Origin of the sequence: Vibrio glycogenivorans, from assembly GCF_051660965.1 — a bacterium.
GTDB lineage: Bacteria > Pseudomonadota > Gammaproteobacteria > Enterobacterales > Vibrionaceae > Vibrio.
The window spans coordinates 18,185-36,414 of the sequence record NZ_JBPVIS010000007.1; the positions used below are offsets into that span (position 1 = coordinate 18,185).

At 50.1% G+C, this 18,230-nt stretch carries 17 protein-coding genes and 1 riboswitch; of the genes, 6 read left to right on the forward strand and 11 right to left on the reverse strand.

The window, feature by feature from the left end; genetic code table 11:
• Nucleotides 1-6: 6 nt before the first annotated feature.
• The 11 genes from rsmG to ACSTTG_RS14555 form a co-directional block, all read right to left on the reverse strand.
• On the reverse strand, nt 7-639 hold the full coding sequence (gene rsmG, locus ACSTTG_RS14505; RefSeq protein WP_438475338.1) for a 16S rRNA (guanine(527)-N(7))-methyltransferase RsmG: 633 nt from the start codon (nt 637-639) through the stop codon (nt 7-9).
• Nucleotides 639-2,534, reverse strand: a complete 1,896-nt coding sequence (gene mnmG, locus ACSTTG_RS14510; protein ID WP_438459657.1) for a tRNA uridine-5-carboxymethylaminomethyl(34) synthesis enzyme MnmG — start codon at nt 2,532-2,534, stop codon at nt 639-641. The genes rsmG and mnmG overlap by 1 nt, the downstream gene beginning before the upstream one ends.
• A 472-nt stretch (nt 2,535-3,006) precedes the next feature.
• Complete coding sequence (gene mioC / locus ACSTTG_RS14515) at nt 3,007-3,450, reverse strand: FMN-binding protein MioC (RefSeq protein WP_438475339.1); 444 nt, start codon at nt 3,448-3,450, stop codon at nt 3,007-3,009.
• Between the two features lie 81 nt (nt 3,451-3,531).
• Nucleotides 3,532-4,893, reverse strand: a complete 1,362-nt coding sequence (mnmE, locus tag ACSTTG_RS14520) for a tRNA uridine-5-carboxymethylaminomethyl(34) synthesis GTPase MnmE (protein ID WP_438459659.1) — start codon at nt 4,891-4,893, stop codon at nt 3,532-3,534.
• A gap of 128 nt (nt 4,894-5,021) precedes the next feature.
• Nucleotides 5,022-6,638 carry a membrane protein insertase YidC gene (gene yidC, locus ACSTTG_RS14525; protein ID WP_438475341.1) on the reverse strand — a complete coding sequence of 539 codons (1,617 nt, stop codon included), beginning with the start codon at nt 6,636-6,638 and terminating at the stop codon, nt 5,022-5,024.
• A 6-nt stretch (nt 6,639-6,644) separates the two neighbouring features.
• Entirely contained in the window at nt 6,645-6,899 is a 255-nt protein-coding gene (gene yidD / locus ACSTTG_RS14530) for a membrane protein insertion efficiency factor YidD (protein ID WP_438475343.1), read from the reverse strand.
• A complete protein-coding gene (rnpA, locus tag ACSTTG_RS14535; protein WP_438459662.1) occupies nt 6,866-7,222 on the reverse strand; it encodes a ribonuclease P protein component in 357 nt (118 codons plus the stop codon). The genes yidD and rnpA overlap by 34 nt, the downstream gene beginning before the upstream one ends.
• Before the next feature lie 12 nt (nt 7,223-7,234).
• On the reverse strand, nt 7,235-7,369 hold the full coding sequence (rpmH, locus tag ACSTTG_RS14540; RefSeq protein ID WP_006880025.1) for a 50S ribosomal protein L34: 135 nt from the start codon (nt 7,367-7,369) through the stop codon (nt 7,235-7,237).
• 281 nt (nt 7,370-7,650) lie between these two features.
• The gene (locus ACSTTG_RS14545; RefSeq protein ID WP_438475344.1) at nt 7,651-8,385 is read right to left on the reverse strand and encodes an amino acid ABC transporter ATP-binding protein; all 735 of its coding nucleotides are present in this window, start codon (nt 8,383-8,385) and stop codon (nt 7,651-7,653) included.
• Entirely contained in the window at nt 8,382-9,053 is a 672-nt protein-coding gene (locus ACSTTG_RS14550) for an amino acid ABC transporter permease (RefSeq protein ID WP_438459664.1), read from the reverse strand. Before ACSTTG_RS14550 ends, ACSTTG_RS14545 begins: the two co-directional genes overlap by 4 nt.
• A 102-nt stretch (nt 9,054-9,155) precedes the next feature.
• Nucleotides 9,156-9,902: an amino acid ABC transporter substrate-binding protein gene (locus tag ACSTTG_RS14555; protein WP_438475345.1), complete on the reverse strand. Its 747-nt coding sequence runs from the start codon at nt 9,900-9,902 to the stop codon at nt 9,156-9,158.
• A 362-nt stretch (nt 9,903-10,264) separates the two neighbouring features.
• On the opposite strand from ACSTTG_RS14555, the gene dnaA reads away from it, so the two are divergent.
• The 6 genes from dnaA (at nt 10,265) to crcB (ending at nt 18,028) form a co-directional block, all read left to right on the forward strand.
• The gene (dnaA, locus tag ACSTTG_RS14560; RefSeq protein WP_438475346.1) at nt 10,265-11,671 is read left to right on the forward strand and encodes a chromosomal replication initiator protein DnaA; all 1,407 of its coding nucleotides are present in this window, start codon (nt 10,265-10,267) and stop codon (nt 11,669-11,671) included.
• Nucleotides 11,672-11,728: 57 nt separating this feature from the next.
• Nucleotides 11,729-12,829, forward strand: coding sequence for a DNA polymerase III subunit beta (gene dnaN, locus ACSTTG_RS14565; protein WP_438475347.1), 1,101 nt, complete (start codon nt 11,729-11,731; stop codon nt 12,827-12,829).
• Between the two features lies 1 nt (nt 12,830).
• Nucleotides 12,831-13,922 (forward strand): DNA replication/repair protein RecF, encoded by a 1,092-nt coding sequence (recF, locus tag ACSTTG_RS14570; protein WP_438475348.1) that lies wholly within the window; start codon nt 12,831-12,833, stop codon nt 13,920-13,922.
• 14 nt (nt 13,923-13,936) lie between these two features.
• Nucleotides 13,937-16,354, forward strand: a complete 2,418-nt coding sequence (gene gyrB / locus ACSTTG_RS14575) for a DNA topoisomerase (ATP-hydrolyzing) subunit B (protein WP_438475349.1) — start codon at nt 13,937-13,939, stop codon at nt 16,352-16,354.
• A gap of 500 nt (nt 16,355-16,854) precedes the next feature.
• Nucleotides 16,855-17,289 (forward strand): Hsp20 family protein, encoded by a 435-nt coding sequence (locus ACSTTG_RS14580; RefSeq protein ID WP_438459915.1) that lies wholly within the window; start codon nt 16,855-16,857, stop codon nt 17,287-17,289.
• Between the two features lie 355 nt (nt 17,290-17,644).
• A complete protein-coding gene (crcB, locus tag ACSTTG_RS14585; RefSeq protein ID WP_438475350.1) occupies nt 17,645-18,028 on the forward strand; it encodes a fluoride efflux transporter CrcB in 384 nt (127 codons plus the stop codon).
• 72 nt (nt 18,029-18,100) lie between these two features.
• A riboswitch (TPP riboswitch) is annotated at nt 18,101-18,200 on the forward strand.
• The last annotated feature ends 30 nt before the right edge of the window (nt 18,201-18,230 follow it).

Consider the following 18,230-nt stretch of genomic DNA (forward strand, 5'->3'; position numbering starts at 1 on the left):
TCGCTTTTATGCAGTGCGAGATAAGATTACAAGATGTCGCTCACCTTCCAATTCAGGAACTTGTAAAGATTTGATGTCGGTCACAGAACACCAGGCTGGAATTTCAGCCGACTCATCTTCTGAGTACTGCCCTTTAAGAGCTAAAAACAGGCCAGTTTCAGGTTTTGGTAGGTGGTGACACCATTCAACCATATCTCTCATTGAGGCAAAGGCGCGGCTCAATACGCCGTCAAATCCCTCACCTGGATCAAACTCTTCTACACGGCTTTGAACAGGAGTCACATTCGAAATCTTCAGCTCATGAATGACCTGCTTAATAAATCGAATCCGTTTCCCCAAACTATCGAGCAGCACAAACGACTTATTCGGGTGCATGATGGCCAACGGTATGCCAGGCAGACCAGGGCCAGTACCCACATCGATGTAGCGCTCGCCTTCAAGATACGTACTCACGATGACGCTATCAAGGATATGTTTCACTAACATGTCCATCGGATCGCGAACCGAAGTCAAATTGTACGCCTTGTTCCATTTATCCAACAACATGACATAACCCACCAGTTGATCACGCTGTTGTGGTGAAACCTCAAGATCGGTCTTAGCCAGAAGCTGGTCTAGTCGCTCGCGTAGTGCCGTCATTAGGAAGCCTCACCTTTTTTCAATAAACCTTGTTTTTTCAGATGTACCAACAGGATAGAGATCGCTGCAGGTGTCACACCAGAGATACGTGACGCCACGCCAATCGATTCTGGGCGCGCATCATTCAACTTAACAACGACCTCATTCGACAAACCCTTAACTTCGCCGTAATCGACATCAAATGGGATCTGGGTGTTTTCGTGGCGCAGTGATTTCTCAATCTCATCTTGCTGACGCTTGATGTAGCCCTCGTACTTAACCTGGATCTCGACCTGCTCAGCCGCCTGTTGATCCTCAAGCGCAGGCGCAAATTGATCTAGCTCGGTGAGCTGGGCATAGGTCATTTCTGGACGACGCAGCAGATCCTCACCACTTGCTTCACGCACCATTGGTGTCTTGAGCAGGTTGTTAAGGGTATCGACACCCTCAGATTTTGGATTCATCCAAGTATCGCTTAGGCGCTGGCGCTCTTTAGCGATATTGTCGACTTTTTGGTTGAATCGAGCCCAACGCGCCTCATCAATCAGGCCAAGCTCGTGGGCTTGTTCTGTCAAACGCAGGTCGGCGTTGTCTTCACGCAGCAGCAAGCGGTACTCGGCGCGTGAGGTAAACATACGGTACGGCTCTTTGGTGCCCATGGTCGACAGGTCGTCGATCAGCACGCCCATGTAGGCTTGATCGCGACGTGGGCTCCAGCCCTCTTTGTCTTGACTGAACAAGCTTGCGTTAAGACCCGCCATCAGGCCTTGTGCTGCCGCTTCTTCGTAACCGGTGGTACCGTTGATCTGGCCAGCAAAGAACAAGCCTTTGATAAATTTGGTTTCGTAAGTGTGCTTCAAATCGCGCGGGTCAAAGAAATCGTACTCAATCGCATAACCTGGGCGGACGATATGCGCATTCTCAAAGCCCTTCATTGAGCGAACAATCTCGATTTGCACATCAAATGGCAGACTGGTTGAGATACCGTTAGGGTAGAGCTCGTGCGTATCCAGTCCCTCTGGTTCAACAAAGATTTGGTGACTGTTCTTGTCGGCAAAGCGCATCACCTTGTCTTCAATCGATGGACAGTAACGCGGACCAATGCCTTCGATCACGCCAGCGTACATCGGGCTGCGATCAAGGTTATTGCGGATCACATCGTGGGTACGCTCATTGGTGTGCGTAATAAAACACGGGATCTGACGCGGGTGTTGGTTGCGATTACCCATAAACGAGAACACCGGAGTCGGGTTATCACCGTGTTGGGCTTCCATCTGACTAAAATCAACGCTACGCGCATCGATACGCGGTGGTGTACCGGTTTTCAAACGATCAACGCGGAATGGCATCTCGCGCAAACGATCGGCCAGCGCGATCGACGGAGGATCGCCTGCACGGCCACCAGAGAAGTTTTCTAGACCGATGTGAAGCTTACCCCCAAGGAAGGTGCCCACGGTCAATACAACCGCTTTGGCGCGGAATTTAAGCCCCATTTGAGTCACAGCACCAACCACTTGATCATTCTCGATGATCAGATCATCGACCGACTGTTGAAACAGGGTCAGGTTAGGTGTGTTCTCTAGCACGCTTCGCACGTAGGCTTTGTACAAGGCTCGATCTGCCTGTGCACGAGTTGCGCGAACGGCTGGGCCCTTTGAGGCGTTAAGTGTTCTGAATTGAATACCTGCATGATCAATCGCTTGCGCCATTAGACCACCCATTGCATCCACCTCTTTGACCAGGTGACCCTTACCGATACCACCGATCGCTGGGTTACATGACATTTGACCCAAAGTATCAATGTTGTGAGTCAAAAGAAGTGTTTTCTGTCCTGTGCGTGCTGACGCTAATGCGGCTTCCGTCCCTGCATGACCACCACCTACGATGATGACGTCAAAGTTTTCTTGATAAAGCATGAACCGACCTCAGGTATTCAAAGCATGGAAAATAAAAGAGCGGTATTTTACCTCTTTTCCTGAACTGAGAAAATCGCTTTTCGAACTTTTGTCAAAATGGATCGAAATTAAATATATATAAGATCTATATATAGATCTTTTATTGGATCTATTATTAGTGATCCTGTTTTCTGTGGATAAGTAAAAAATGATCAACAAGATCATGGATCTTTTTTGGATCATTTGCTGTGATCAGGCGTTGATCAGATCGAGGATTAACTGGGATCAAAAACAGTACTTATTCACAGGGGTAAATCATGATCAAAGTTGTTCTTTGGATAACTATAGGTTGATCATAGGAAATTACTATACTTATCCACAGAGCGTTTGTTGGTTTTTTGTACGAAAGATTGTTGTGAATGGGTCAAAGTTATTCACAGATACAAAAAACGCGGCTACATCGGCCGCGTTTGATCAACATGCTGTTGGCGGTTTATGCGCTCTGAAAGCGCTCGATATGCTGCTTAAGCCAGGCCTCTGCGGCGTCTTCTGGTACTGATTGTTCGAGGATATCGATCTCAAGGCAGTCTGTAAGTGGGGTGCCACCAATATCCTCAAGCAGGTCATAGGCATGGTTGCCAGCCGCGCAGAAGGTATCGTAGCTGGAGTCACCAATCGCAACGACCGCAAACTTGACGTTGCTCATCCTAGGTGGGGTATCTTGCAGGGCGGCGATAAAGGGCTGGATGTTATCTGGGTACTCACCCGCGCCATGAGTCGAGGTGACCAGCAGCCAGATCCCCTCGTTGCCGATCTCGTCAAGCGAGGGTTGGTTGTGGATTTGGGTCTCTAAGCCGCTTTGCTCCAGCAGCTCGCTGAGGTGATCGCCAACGTACTCGGCACCACCTAGAGTGCTGCCTGTTATTATATGAATCATATAGATTTCCTTATACTTTGTTCTTGTCCAACAGGTTGAGACAGAAAAAAAGGAAGCGCAATAGGCTTCCTTTGAAAGTGATTACTTACCGATACAGAACGATGAGAAGATGCGTCCAAGCAGGTCATCGGAGCTAAACTCGCCGGTGATCTCGTTGAGATGCTGCTGGGCAATGCGCAGCTCTTCTGCGAGGATTTCTCCCGCCATGTAGCCCTCAAGCTGTGTCTGGCCGATATCGAGGTGCTGGGCCGCTTTTTCGAGCGCATCGAGGTGACGACGACGCGCCATAAAGCCACCTTCGCTATTACCGGCAAAGCCCATGCACTCTTTCAGGTGGTTACGCAGCGCATCAACACCTTGACCGGTTTTCGCCGAAAGGCGGATCAACGTCGGTGAGTTGACATGACAGATCCCGAGATCTTCCCCGGTTTGGTCGGCTTTATTGCGGATCACTGTGATGCCGATGTTATCCGACAGGCGATCGACAAAGTCCGGCCAGATCTCTTTCGGATCAGTGGCATCGGTGGTGGTGCCATCCACCATAAACAGCACGCGATCAGCCTGCTCAATCTCGTCCCATGCGCGCTCAATACCAATCTTTTCCACCTCATCCGAGGCGTCACGCAGACCTGCGGTATCGATGATGTGCAGCGGCATACCGTCAATATGGATGTGCTCGCGCAAGACATCGCGTGTGGTGCCGGCGATATCGGTCACAATCGCCGACTCTTTACCTGACAGGGCGTTAAGCAGGCTCGATTTGCCTGCATTCGGACGACCGGCAATCACCACCTTCATCCCCTCACGCATGATGGCACCCTGGTTGGCCTCATTTCTTACCGCATCAAGGTTGTCGATGATCGCTTGCAGGTCGGTCGCGACCTTGCCGTCGGCAAGAAAATCGATCTCTTCTTCTGGGAAGTCGATAGCCGCCTCGACATAAATGCGCAGGTGGATAAGTGATTCCACCAGCGTATTGATGCGTTTAGAGAACTGGCCTTGCAGCGATTGCAGCGCTGATTTGGCCGCTTCTTCTGAGCTGGCATCAATCAAATCGGCGATCGCCTCGGCCTGAGTCAGGTCCATTTTATCGTTAAGGAAGGCACGCTCAGAGAACTCACCAGGGCGCGCCGGACGCACGTTATCGACCTCAAGGATACGCTTGATCAGCATATCCATGACCACTGGGCCGCCGTGGCCTTGCAGCTCAAGAACGTCCTCACCAGTAAACGAGTGCGGGTTAGGGAAGTAAAGGGCAATACCTTGGTCGAGCTCGGTGCCTTGTGCGGTTTTAAACGGCAGGTATTCTGCGTAGCGCGGCTTGAGGGTCTTGCCGGTTACAGCAAGGGCGACCTCGTTGGCCTTTGGGCCTGAAACGCGGATGATACCGACGCCACCACGACCTGTCGCAGTAGCCTGAGCAACAATAGTATCTGTTGTCATAAGATGACCTTAAAAACGCTGTGGCGCCGTATGGAGCCATTTGGATGTATTGGAGAGAATTGTAATCAGCCTCAAACAAAAAGGCGACCTTTTGGCCGCCTTTCTTGGTGTTTCTTTAAGCTTAAAGGTTACTTAGAGTGTAGACCTTTCTTCTCAAGAGACTTGTAGATCAGTGTCTGCTGGATCAGCGTCACGATGTTTGACGTTAGCCAGTAAAGAACCAGACCTGATGGGAACCATAGGAAGAAGAAGGTAAACATCACCGGCATAAAGGTCATGATCTTCTGCTGCATAGGGTCAGTGACTGTGGTTGGGCTCATCTTCTGGATGATGAACATACTTGCACCCATCAGTAGCGGTAGGATGAAGTATGGGTCCATTGCCGCCAAATCTTGTAGCCACAAGAACTGCTCGTGACGTAGCTCAACCGATTCCATCAATGCCCAGTACAGTGCAATGAAGATAGGCATCTGTAGGATAAGAGGTAGACAGCCGCCTAGCGGGTTTACTTTCTCTTTCTTATACAGCTCCATCATCTCTTGGCTCATGCGCTGACGGTCGTCGCCTAGACGCTCACGCATCGCTTGCAGCTTAGGCTGAAGCATACGCATTTTCGCCATAGAGGTGTATTGCGCTTTGGTCAGTGGGTACATCGCACCACGTACGATGAAGGTTAGACCGATGATCGCTAGACCCCAGTTGCTCACAAAGCCCTGGATAAATGACAGCAACCAGTGCAGTGGTTTCGCGATGAACCATAGCCAGCCGTAATCCACTACTAGGTCAAGGTTTGGCGCCGTTGCTGCCATCTGGTCTTGTAGTTTAGGACCGGCCCAAAGCGTTGCGACTAGCTGCGCTTCGCCGCCATCAGCAATCGCTTTGTTTGGCATACGTAGGCCGATATCGCCTAGGTTACCGATCACGCGAGTGTATAGGCTTGTGCCTGGCTCGTTGCGTGGGATCCAAGCTGTCGCAAAGTAGTGCTGGATCATTGCCGCCCAACCTTCACCGTTTGGTAGGTTTAGCGACAGGTTACGGCTTTGCATATCATCAAAGCTGTATTTTTTGTAGCGCGTGTCTTGCGTTGAGTAAGCACCGCCCGCGTAGGTTGGCATGGTTAGGCTGCCACCAGAGTCGGTAAGGTTTTGACGCAAGTGCGCGTACATGCCTAGCGTGGCTGTGCTGCCAGAGTTGTTCACTACATCGTAGATTACGTCGATAGCGTAGCTGTTACGCGTAAGTACGAACGTCTTGATGTAGTCGATGCCATTCTCGCTGAACGTCATTGGAATACGCAATTCGTCTTGGCCATCCGCCAGGGTGAAGCTGTCTGCGCTTACCGAGTAAGTCGGACGATCGGCGCTGCTGCGGTCAATGCCTTGAGGGCCAACCAGACCGCTTTGAGCGATAAACTGGTAACCAGCTTCGTTTTTCAGCAGAGAGAAAGTCTCTTCTGATTCAAGCTCTGCGGAGTATTGGTTCAGGTTAGCTGCAACAATATCACCACCCATAGTGTCAATTGACAGAGTCAACACGTCAGTTGTCACGGTAATGGTGTGTGCTGAAGCTGCCTGAGCTGGCATTGGGTCTAGGTCATCTGCAAACCCCGAAGCAGGCAAACTGCCGTTAGATTGCGTCTGTAAAGCCGTCTGAGGCGCTGGATTCTTCTCTACATTCCATTGTTGGAAGAGTAGGAAAGAGACCAAAGCCAAAGCGATTAACAGAATATTACGTTGAGAATCCATCGTTATTTAATCTCTGTCTTTGTTTTGGACTGGTGGGACGGGGTCATAACCGCCATCATTTAATGGGTGGCATTTTAATAGACGTTGGCCAGATAACCAACATCCTTTTAAAAAACCGTGAGCTTTCAATGCTTCAATGGCATACATTGAGCAAGTAGGAGTGAAGCGACAACGCGGTCCTATCATAGGACTGATGACCCATCTATACAGATAGACCAAACCAATTGCTAGCCACGCGAGGGGCGAGAGAGACGGCGCCATAACTTTTCAAATAACTTGAACAATTCTTCATTGCTCAGATCTTGGGCGCTTTTCTTGGCAATGACAACAAAATCTTTGTTAGGAAGTTTGTGTTGACGTAGACGGAAGCTTTCTCGCGCAATACGTTTAAAGCGGTTGCGAGCAGGCGCAGTTTTGATTTGCTTTTTAGGAACAGCGAGACCAAGTCGGGGGTGAGAAAGAGTATTTTCTCGAGCGATGATAGTGAAATGGGGTGAGCCAGCTCGATGAGCTTGCTTGAAGACATTTTGGTAATGCTCGGGAGTTAACAAGCGTAACTCCCGATGGAATGCGTACTTATTCAAAATAATCGCGAATTATTTTGATAGGCGCGCACGGCCTTTTGCACGACGTGCATTAATTACTTTACGACCGTTCTTAGTCGCCATGCGTGCACGGAAGCCGTGAGTACGCTTGCGCTTTAGAACTGAAGGTTGAAAAGTGCGTTTCATGATAAATACCTTTACTGATCAGTTTTAGGTCAATGTTAACCCGGCGTGGGCAGCTATTGCTTTCTCTATATATAAGAGGAAGGTAGCCTTAAGTACCGACGCCTCTCAACAAAGAGGCGGAATTGTAATCACTGTCACATTTACTGTCAATCATAGATTGAGTGTCAGTAACATGAATCTTAGTAAAAAGCCAAGTTTCACTGTGGTGATAATTCCGGTCGGGCGATTATACGGAGCCAAACAAAAATCTCAAGGATCTTTCGATCCGAGTTGATCCTTGATCAAGCCCCAACTTGGTTAAGGAACTTTTGCAAGCGAGGATCCTGTGGGCGCTCGAAGATATCCTGTGGAGAACCTTGCTCGACAATATTCCCTTCGGCCATAAAGATCACTCGATCAGCGACCTCTCTGGCAAATTGCATCTCGTGGGTCACCACCAGCATGGTTTGATGCTGAGCCGCGAGGGTTTTCATTAGTGCCAGTACCTCGCCAACCCATTCAGGGTCCAGCGCGGACGTGGGCTCATCAAACAGCAGCAGTTCTGGCTTGAGCGCCATCGCTCGGCCAATGCCCACACGCTGTTGTTGACCGCCAGAGAGGGCGGCTGGGTAGCTGTCGCCCTTGTCGCCCAAGCCGATCTCCTCGAGCAGTTGCTGGGCATAAGCGTTGGCGTCCTCTTTCTTCCAGCCGCGCACCGTGACCAAGCCCTCGGCGATGTTTTGCCGTGCGGTCATGTGAGCAAACAGGGCATAGTTTTGAAATACAAATCCGGTTTTACGCCTCAGGGCCAATACCTCTGCCTTGCTGTGTTGCTCGGCATCAACCGAGACATCATCGATGGTGATCGTGCCTTGGTCGGCTTGCTCAAGAAAGTTAACGCAGCGCAGTAAGGTGGATTTACCCGTGCCACTGGAGCCGATAATCACGATGATCTCACCTTGTTGGATCTCGATATCAACGCCCTTGAGCACCTCAGTGCTGCCAAACGATTTGTGAATATTCTCAAGTTTGATCATCGTACGTACGCCTTATTCAATTTCTCTTCTGCCCATACTTGCACGCGGGTCAGGATAATCACCACCACCCAGTAGATCAGGGCCACAGCCAGGAACGCCTCGAAAAAGCGGAAGCTTGAAGCGGCCTCCATCTGCGCGGTGGCCATGATCTCGACCACCCCAAGGGTAAAGGCCAGCGAGGTCGACTTAATCATATCGATGAAGTAGTTCATTAGTGATGGCAGCGCAACGCGGGTGGCTTGCGGCAGGATAATTCGACGCATCGCTTGCGCGGTGGTCATGCCGACCGACAGGCTGGCTTCCATCTGACTGCGGTCGATGCCAATAATCGCAGCGCGAATACTCTCTGCTTTATAAGCGGCAAAGTGTAAGGTTAGGCCGATGACCGCCGCGCTAAAGGCGTCGAGCCCGACCAGGAATGGGAATACCTGTGGCAACCCATAGTAGAGCAGAAACAGCTGGACCAGAAGTGGGGTGCCACGAAAGAAGCTAATGTACAGCTGACTGAGCTGATTGAGGACTGGGATCTTAAACACACGAATGTTAGCGATAACCACCGCTAAAATCAGTGAGAACACCAGTCCCCACATCGCCATCTCCATCGTGGTGCCAAGGTATTTGAGCAAAATTGGCAGCAGATCGAGCATATAAGCAAAATCAAAACCCATGACTTTTACTTTCCTTTTAATACAACAAAAGGTGGGATCCTAGAATCCCACCTAGATTAATACACAGATTGTTTGGCTCAGTTACGTAAGCCAAAGTTGTGGCTAGTGAGTGATATCAGCGCCAAACCATTTTTCAGAGATCTTGGCCATGGTGCCATCAGCACGCATCTCAGCTACCGCCGCGTTGACCTCGTCACGCAATTGCTTGCCACGCGCGTTGTCGACAAACGGCCAGCCGTTCTCGATGGTTTCAAACGGTTCACCGGCAAGCTGCAATGGCAGGCCTGTTTGCTTGATCAGCTCTAACGCCGATAGGCGATCCATGACGAACGCATCAGCGCGGCCGAGTGCCACGTCATGTTCGATGCCCGTGTCATAAGTCTTGATGCTGATCTTGTTGTCTTTATCGTAATCACGCAGCAGTTGCTCGAAGTTCGATCCTAGGTTGACCGCTACGGTTTTGCCCGCTAGATCCTGTATGCCCTGAATAGAATCGTTGCCTTTGCGCACCGTGATCTGCGCACCATCAACCACATAAGGGTCAGCAAACAGGTATTTTTCAGTACGGGCTGGGGTCATGGTGATCTGGTTAGAGATGGTGTCGATACGACCCGACTCTAACATGCCAAATAAACCGGAGAAGTTTGCGGTCACATAGTTGACCTGATAATCGTTGCGACGACCGATCTCATCCCACAGGTCGACTTCAAAGCCCTGCAGTTGGTCTTGCTTAACAAAGGTAAAGGGGAAATAGCGTCCTGACATACCCACTTTGACTTCAGTCGCGGCGTTTACAGTGACCGCAGATAGCGCAACAGCAGCGAGTGCTGCCTTCATCCAGTTATTCATAATACAGCTCCTAAATTATGTAACACGGGATACTACTGGTTGTTTTTAATCAGTAATAAATAACCTTCTGGCATAACTCAGACTAGTTAGTAATAACTCAATAATGGCGGGATCGCCTGACTTTGATCTGGCTATTCACAGACTTATACCCAAACCTTGGATCTGGGTAAAACAGCCTAAATGTGGATCTTATTGTGAGTAATCTGGGGGATCGATGTGCTGATCCGCGGTTTTTGCCGTGAATATCTGTGAATAACTCCGATCTTATTCACTGATCCGTCGATCATTTACTGGCGATCTTAGTTATCAACAGGTAAAATTGTGGGTCTTTCCAAGTTTTCTGTTTATTGAGTGGGGTCACCGTGTCATCTTCGCTTTGGTTGCAAGTTATGCAACAGCTTCAAGAGGAGCTGCCTGCTACTGAGTTCAGTATGTGGGTTCGTCCGTTACAGGCCGAATTAAACGATAACACCTTGACGCTATTTGCGCCCAACCGCTTTGTGCTTGATTGGGTGCGCGATAAGTACCTCAACAATATTAATCGTTTGCTGCAAGAGTTCTGCGGCAACGATGTACCGAGCCTACGCTTTGAAGTGGGTAGTCGCCCAGTTGCGGCGCCTAAGCCTGCGCCGACGCGCACGCCCGCAGATGTAGCGGCAGAGTCGTCAGCACCTGCGCAGCTGCAAGCGCGTAAACCCGTGCATAAAACTTGGGATGATGATGCACAGGCGATCGCCGATATTAACCACCGCTCAAACGTAAACCCAAAGCACCGCTTTAAGAACTTCGTCGAGGGTAAGTCGAACCAGCTAGGTTTGGCTGCGGCACGTCAAGTGTCTGACAACCCTGGCGCTGCCTATAACCCACTGTTCCTTTACGGTGGTACAGGTCTTGGTAAGACTCACCTGCTCCACGCCGTGGGCAATGCGATTGTGGATAACAAACCCAACGCCAAAGTGGTGTACATGCATTCGGAGCGCTTTGTTCAGGACATGGTTAAGGCGCTGCAGAACAACGCCATCGAAGAGTTCAAACGCTACTACCGCAGCGTAGATGCGCTCCTAATCGATGACATCCAGTTCTTTGCCAATAAAGAGCGATCGCAAGAAGAATTCTTTCATACCTTCAATGCCTTGCTTGAGGGTAACCAGCAGATCATCCTCACCTCAGATCGCTATCCAAAAGAGATCTCCGGGGTTGAAGATCGTCTCAAGTCTCGTTTTGGTTGGGGACTGACGGTTGCGATCGAGCCGCCTGAGCTTGAGACGCGCGTAGCGATCTTGATGAAAAAAGCGGAAGATCACCAGATCCACCTAGCGGATGAGGTCGCGTTCTTTATCGCTAAACGCCTGCGCTCCAACGTGCGTGAGCTTGAAGGTGCACTCAACCGAGTGATCGCCAACGCCAACTTCACCGGACGCCCTATTACCATCGATTTTGTTCGTGAAGCCCTGCGTGACCTGCTTGCCCTGCAAGAGAAACTGGTCACCATCGACAATATTCAAAAAACCGTGGCTGAGTACTATAAGATAAAGGTAGCGGATCTGCTGTCTAAGCGCCGCTCACGCTCGGTCGCAAGACCTCGCCAGCTGGCGATGGCATTGGCCAAAGAGCTGACCAACCACAGCCTGCCAGAGATCGGCGATGCCTTTGGTGGTCGTGACCACACCACGGTGCTGCACGCTTGTCGTAAGATAGAGCAGCTGCGTGAAGAGAGCCACGATATTAAAGAAGACTACTCGAATTTGATTCGTACGCTATCGTCTTAACGGCGATAGGGTTAGAGTAGAGCTACGCTTGTTCAGATAATCCAATTAGAGCTGATAATGAAATTTACCATTGCACGTGAACACCTCCTGAAGCCCCTCCAGCAAGTTTCTGGCGCGCTTGGCGGTCGTCCAACCCTACCTATTCTAGGTAACCTACTGATCAAAGTAGATAACGGTATGTTGTCGATGACGGCTACCGACCTTGAGGTGGAGCTAGTGAGTAAGGTGGCTCTAGAGGCGGACAGTGAAGCTGGGGCGATCACCGTTCCATCGCGTAAGTTCCTTGATATTTGCCGTAGCCTGCCTGATTCAGCTCAGATCACCTTTGTTTTGGAAGGGGAGCGCGTGCAGGTGCGCTCTGGCCGCAGCCGTTTCTCGCTAGCCACCTTGCCGGCGAATGACTTTCCGAATATCGAAGACTGGCAGAATGAAGCCTCGATCAGCCTGACTCAGGCTGAGCTCAAGGGCTTGATTGATAAAACTCAGTTCTCGATGGCCAACCAAGACGTGCGTTACTACCTCAACGGTATGCTGTTTGAGATTGACGGTACCACGCTGCGCAGCGTCGCAACCGATGGTCACCGAATGGCCGTGGCACAGACTGAACTTGCTAAGGCCGGTGACAATCAACAGATCATCTTGCCGCGTAAGGGCGTGCTTGAGCTGGTTAAGCTACTTGATGCGCCAGAGCAGCAGGTCGAGCTGCAAATCGGTAGCTCAAATCTGCGCGCTGAAGTGAACAACTTTGTCTTCACCTCTAAGCTGGTGGATGGTCGATTCCCTGACTATCGCCGCGTGCTGCCGCAAAGTACTACTAAGACGATGGAATCGAGTTGTGATGAGCTGCGCCAAGCGTTCTCACGCGCTGCGATCCTGTCGAACGAGAAGTTTCGTGGCGTACGAGTGAATCTTGATGGCACGGAGATGCGCATTACTGCCAACAACCCAGAGCAAGAGGAAGCTGAGGAGCTACTCGACGTACAGTATGAGGGTGAGGCGATCGAGATTGGTTTCAACGTCAACTACGTGTTGGACGTACTAAACACCCTGCGCTGCGAGACGGTGCGCCTATCGATGTCGAGCGCCAACGCCAGTGCCCTGCTTGAGAATGCCGGTGATGACAGCGCGATGTACGTTGTGATGCCAATTCGTCTCTAGAATGCCGCTTTCCCGTCTGATTGTTCAGCAATTTCGCAATATTAAAGCCTGTGATATTCAACCATCACCAGGCTTTAATTTTCTTGTTGGTGCCAATGGTAGTGGCAAAACCAGCGTGCTTGAAGCCATCTATTTGCTTGGCCATGGTCGCTCGTTTAAGAGCAGCCTGACTGGGCGCGTGATCCAAAATGACCAGTCTGAGCTGTTTGTTCACGGCCGCGTGATTGAGCATTCTTTGAACCAAGATCAATTTGAGCTACCCGTTGGGATAAATAAGCAGCGTGATGGCTCAAGTGAGGTTAAAATAGGCGGTCAGTCTGGGCAAAAACTTGCGCAGTTAGCCAAGATTCTGCCACTGCAACTTATCCACCCTGAGGGGTTTGAGCTGTTGACTGACGGACCTAAGTTCCGCCGTGCTTTTATCGACTGGGGCGTGTTTCATACCGAACCCGGTTTTCATGAAGCGTGGGGGCGCTTTAAGCGCCTTAACAAGCAACGTAATGCCCTGCTGAAAAATGCGCAAAGCTATCGCGAGCTGAGCTACTGGGATAAGCAGATGGCGGAGATCGCTGAGCAGATTAGCCAGTGGCGCGAGGCTTATGTGGCACAGATGACTGAGGTGGCTCAGCAGATGTGTCAGACATTTTTGCCAGAATTTGATATCCAATTGAAGTATTATAGGGGCTGGGAAAAAGACACCCCCTACCATCAATTACTGGAACGAAATTTCGAGCGCGATCAGTCGCTCGGCTACACTTTTAGTGGACCGAACAAAGCGGATCTGCGCATCAAAGTGAACGGCACGCCAGTTGAGGACGTGCTGTCGCGTGGTCAACTCAAGTTAATGGTGTGTGCGCTAAGGGTCGCCCAAGGTCAACACTTGACCCAGGTGACTGAAAAGCCATGTATCTACTTGATAGATGACTTTGCATCAGAATTAGATAGCCAACGTCGCAAGCGTCTCGCTGACTGCTTGAAGGCGACGGGGGCACAAGTTTTTGTAAGCTCAATTACCGCCGAGCAGATCGCCGATATGCGCGACGAGAGCGGTAAGCTGTTCCATGTGGAACAGGGACAGATTGAGCAAGGATAAATAGAGAGTAACTCATGTCTGAAAATTACGATTCATCGAGTATTAAAGTACTGAAGGGTCTGGATGCGGTTCGTAAGCGTCCGGGTATGTACATCGGCGATACAGACGATGGTACTGGTCTGCACCACATGGTTTTTGAGGTGGTGGATAACTCAATTGATGAAGCGTTGGCGGGTCACTGTAAAGACATCATTGTGACTATTCATGAGGATAACTCTGTCTCAGTACGCGATGATGGCCGTGGTATCCCAACCGAGATGCACCCGGAAGAGAACGTCTCTGCGGCTGAGGTTATCATGACGGTACTGCACGCCGGTGGTAAGTTCGATGACAACTCGTACAAGGTATCAGGTGGTCTGCACGGGGTAGGTGTTTCGGTAGTAAACGCCCTTTCTAAGCAGGTCACGCTGACCATTCACCGTGGCGGTGAGATCCACACCCAAACCTACCATCACGGTGAGCCACAAGCGCCACTAAGCGTCGTAGGTGAGACCGATAAGACCGGTACAGAAATCCGTTTCTGGCCAAGCGAAGAGACCTTCTCGAACACAGAATTCCACTACGACATCCTAGCTAAGCGTCTGCGCGAGCTATCGTTCCTAAACTCTGGCGTTTCGATCAAGCTTAAAGACGAGCGTGAAGAGGATAAGGCTGATCACTTCATGTATGAAGGTGGTATCCAGGCGTTTGTTGAGCACCTCAACACCAATAAAACCCCAATTATCGAGAAGGTATTCCACTTTGACGCTGAGCGTGAAGATGGCATTGCAGTAGAAGTGGCGATGCAGTGGAACGATGGCTTCCAAGAGAACATCTACTGTTTTACTAACAACATTCCTCAGCGCGATGGTGGTACTCACCTGGCGGGCTTCCGTGCTGCGCTGACTCGTACACTGAACTCGTTTATGGATAAAGAGGGCTTCTCGAAAAAAGCCAAGACCTCGACCTCGGGTGATGATGCACGTGAAGGTCTAACGGCGGTTATCTCGGTTAAGGTACCGGATCCTAAGTTCTCAAGCCAAACCAAAGACAAGCTAGTTTCATCTGAGGTGAAATCGGCGGTTGAGTCGGTGATGGGTGAAAAGCTAAACGACTTCCTCGCAGAGAACCCAACCGAAGCAAAAACGGTTTGTAGTAAGATCATCGACGCAGCACGTGCGCGTGAAGCAGCGCGTAAAGCGCGTGAGATGACCCGTCGTAAAGGCGCACTCGATCTTGCAGGCCTACCAGGTAAGCTGGCCGACTGTCAGGAAAAAGACCCAGCATTGTCTGAACTGTACATAGTGGAGGGTGACTCGGCAGGCGGCTCCGCAAAACAAGGCCGTAACCGTAAGAATCAGGCAATCCTACCGCTTAAGGGTAAGATCTTGAACGTTGAGAAGGCGCGCTTCGATAAGATGTTGTCTTCACAAGAAGTCGCGACACTGATCACCGCGCTAGGCTGTGGTATCGGCCGCGATGAGTACAACCCAGACAAGCTGCGCTACCACAACATCATCATCATGACCGATGCGGATGTCGATGGTTCGCACATTCGTACGCTACTATTGACCTTCTTCTACCGTCAAATGCCAGAGCTTATTGAGCGCGGCTATGTGTACATCGCTCAGCCACCGCTTTACAAGGTGAAGAAGGGTAAGCAAGAGCAGTACATCAAAGATGAAGATGCAATGAACCAGTATCAGATTGCACTGGCTCTTGATAATGCAGCGCTGCATGTGAACCCAGAAGCACCAGCGCTTGCAGGTGAGGCGCTAGAGAAACTGGTTCAGCAGTACAATAAAGGTATGAAGCTGGTGGATCGCATGAGCCGCCGCTACCCACAAGCATTGGTACACGAGCTTATCTACACACCACGTCTAACCGCAGAGCAGTGTCACGATGCTGGCGCGGTTGAGGCTTGGACCAAGCAGTTGGTGGATCAGCTAAACGCGAAAGAAGTTGGTGCGAGCCAGTACAGCGTTGAGGTTGAACAGCACGCTGAGCTAGGCCTAAACCTGCCGAAGGTAATTGTGCGTACGCACGGTGTGGTGCACGAGTACGTACTGTCTGTCGACTTCATCAACTCGAAAGAGTACAGCAAGCTTGCAGACCTTTCAGAGGCACTTGATGGCTTGATTGAAGAGGGTGCTTACATCAAGCGTGGCGAGCGTACTCTTGCTATCAGCAGCTTTGTTGATGCGCTTAACTGGCTAATCAAAGAGTCACGCCGTGGCCTGAGCCTACAGCGCTACAAAGGTCTGGGTGAGATGAACCCAGATCAGCTGTGGGAAACCACTATGGACCCTGATACTCGCCGTATGATGCAGGTGACGATCGAGGATGCGGTTGGTGCCGATCAGCTGTTTACTACGCTAATGGGCGATCAGGTTGAGCCTCGTCGTAACTTTATCGAAGAGAACGCGCTGAAAGTGGCTAACCTTGACGTTTAATTTGTATTAGCTTTTATCAATATTGGAAACAGCTACCGACAATCGGTGGCTGTTTTTTTTTGGGGCTAACGGAAATAGGGGCGAGGATCGGGGACGTTTCACTTCGGGGAGCGAGTAGGTTGTCACTTGAGGTTAGTTTAGTGGTAGAGCCTTTTAATCATCAGTGTGTTGGGTTTAAGGCTATGAAAATTCGGGTAATAAAAATAATTAAAGAAAATTACTTGAAAGAGGGCTTTGGCGTCCACATATCTTGTTATGAGGAAGGGGTATCTTGCTAGAGAATAGAAGATAGACCGCCTCAAACCCGCCAACGGCGCATCGCTCTGATGAGGATAGCTCTGCTGGCAGACAATTTAACCTTGATCCCTACTCATGTCCCTGCGCCTCTGATAAGCGGCCTGTGGAATGATATTGGATCTCTTAGCTAGCGACTTGATCACTCACAGTGACGATCAATCGCGCTTGAGGCTAAGACTATTGCTTACTAAGAGGATAGCATGATGAGAACTGTAGACTTTACACCCCTATACCGCAATGCAATTGGCTTTGACCGTCTGTTTAACATGATGGAAGCGAATTCAGCTAAAAACACTTCTGGCGGTTACCCTCCATACAATATCGAGCAAAAAGACGAAAACCACTACCGCATCACCATGGCAGTAGCCGGCTTTGCCGAGTCACAACTCGAGATCACCCAAAAAGAAAACATGCTACTGGTTAAGGGTGAGCGTCAAGCCGAAGAGGGTAAGAACTACGTCTACCAAGGTATCGCCGAGCGCGACTTCGAGCGTAAGTTCCAACTCGCAGATTACGTTAAGGTCGTCGGCGCAACCATGGAAAACGGCCTACTGCACGTAGACTTAGAACGTGAGATCCCAGAAGCAATGAAGCCTCGCAAAATTGCCATCAACGGCAACAACTTGCTTGAAGGCTAAGTTTTTTCAATCAGAGATTGAGAGCGCCGAAAGGCGCTCTTTTTTTGGCCAAAAAAAGAGGGGCGAGGTGCGGGGACGCTTCGCTTCGAGTAGCGAGTTGTTTTGCTGGTAGTGAGATAAAGTCACTCAATCTTGAATACAGTTACTACACCCCCCTTTTTTTACATAGATCGTTTCTTACTTTCCCCATACCTAACAACCAACGCAGATCCCCTCGCTCCCCGTAGGGCAAAGCCCGTACTCGCTCCTCGCACCTGGAAAAAGTGACTGGTGTAACTTTTTCATTTTGTTGTTGTTTGTGGGCAGTTCCGTATACTTATCAGCACTAATTTTGGTCGGATTTTGGGGTTAAACCATGGGTCAGTTTTCCATTTTGGGCTTCATTGCACTTGGTGGTGCTTTTGGTGCTTGTTCTAGATATTTAGTTTCAGAGTTGTGTGTACAGCTTTTCGGTCGTGGATTTCCTTATGGCACATTGACCGTTAATGTGGTCGGTTCGTTTGCGATGGGCTGCTTGATCGCCGCTTTTGAGAACGAGATGCTAGCCACTGACCCGTGGCGACAAATTATTGGCTTAGGCTTTCTTGGCGCTCTGACGACCTTTTCGACCTTCTCAATGGACAATGTCCTGTTGATGCAGCAGGGGGCTTTTTTCAAGATGGGGCTCAATGTGTTGCTTAATGTTGTGCTCAGTATCTCTGCAGCCTGGCTAGGCTTCCAATTGTTGATCAAGAGTTAACTATCTGGGCTGATCCGATTGGTTTGTCGCCACAATTTTTCTATAATCGGAGTTCTCACAGATTTAGTGAGCTGAAACTTGTCGGAGTGCCACATTGGCTGAGACCGTTAATTCGGGATCCGTTGAACCTGATCAGGCTAACACCTGCGAAGGGAACAAGAGCAAGCGTGCTGCAATCTACATCGCTCACGCTAGCGTTCGA

Bases quoted from the DNA above. Each gene is read 5' to 3' on its own strand.
- rsmG (WP_438475338.1), bottom strand. From the start codon at position 639: ATGACGGCACTACGCGAGCGACTAGACCAGCTTCTGGCTAAGACCGAT.
- mnmG (WP_438459657.1), bottom strand. From the start codon at position 2,534: ATGCTTTATCAAGAAAACTTTGACGTCATCATCGTAGGTGGTGGTCAT.
- mioC (WP_438475339.1), bottom strand. From the start codon at position 3,450: ATGATTCATATAATAACAGGCAGCACTCTAGGTGGTGCCGAGTACGTT.
- mnmE (WP_438459659.1), bottom strand. From the start codon at position 4,893: ATGACAACAGATACTATTGTTGCTCAGGCTACTGCGACAGGTCGTGGT.
- yidC (WP_438475341.1), bottom strand. From the start codon at position 6,638: ATGGATTCTCAACGTAATATTCTGTTAATCGCTTTGGCTTTGGTCTCT.
- yidD (WP_438475343.1), bottom strand. From the start codon at position 6,899: ATGGCGCCGTCTCTCTCGCCCCTCGCGTGGCTAGCAATTGGTTTGGTC.
- rpmH (WP_006880025.1), bottom strand. From the start codon at position 7,369: ATGAAACGCACTTTTCAACCTTCAGTTCTAAAGCGCAAGCGTACTCAC.
- ACSTTG_RS14545 (WP_438475344.1), bottom strand. From the start codon at position 8,385: ATGATCAAACTTGAGAATATTCACAAATCGTTTGGCAGCACTGAGGTG.
- ACSTTG_RS14550 (WP_438459664.1), bottom strand. From the start codon at position 9,053: ATGGGTTTTGATTTTGCTTATATGCTCGATCTGCTGCCAATTTTGCTC.
- ACSTTG_RS14555 (WP_438475345.1), bottom strand. From the start codon at position 9,902: ATGAATAACTGGATGAAGGCAGCACTCGCTGCTGTTGCGCTATCTGCG.
- dnaN (WP_438475347.1), top strand. From the start codon at position 11,729: ATGAAATTTACCATTGCACGTGAACACCTCCTGAAGCCCCTCCAGCAA.
- recF (WP_438475348.1), top strand. From the start codon at position 12,831: ATGCCGCTTTCCCGTCTGATTGTTCAGCAATTTCGCAATATTAAAGCC.
- gyrB (WP_438475349.1), top strand. From the start codon at position 13,937: ATGTCTGAAAATTACGATTCATCGAGTATTAAAGTACTGAAGGGTCTG.
- ACSTTG_RS14580 (WP_438459915.1), top strand. From the start codon at position 16,855: ATGAGAACTGTAGACTTTACACCCCTATACCGCAATGCAATTGGCTTT.
- crcB (WP_438475350.1), top strand. From the start codon at position 17,645: ATGGGTCAGTTTTCCATTTTGGGCTTCATTGCACTTGGTGGTGCTTTT.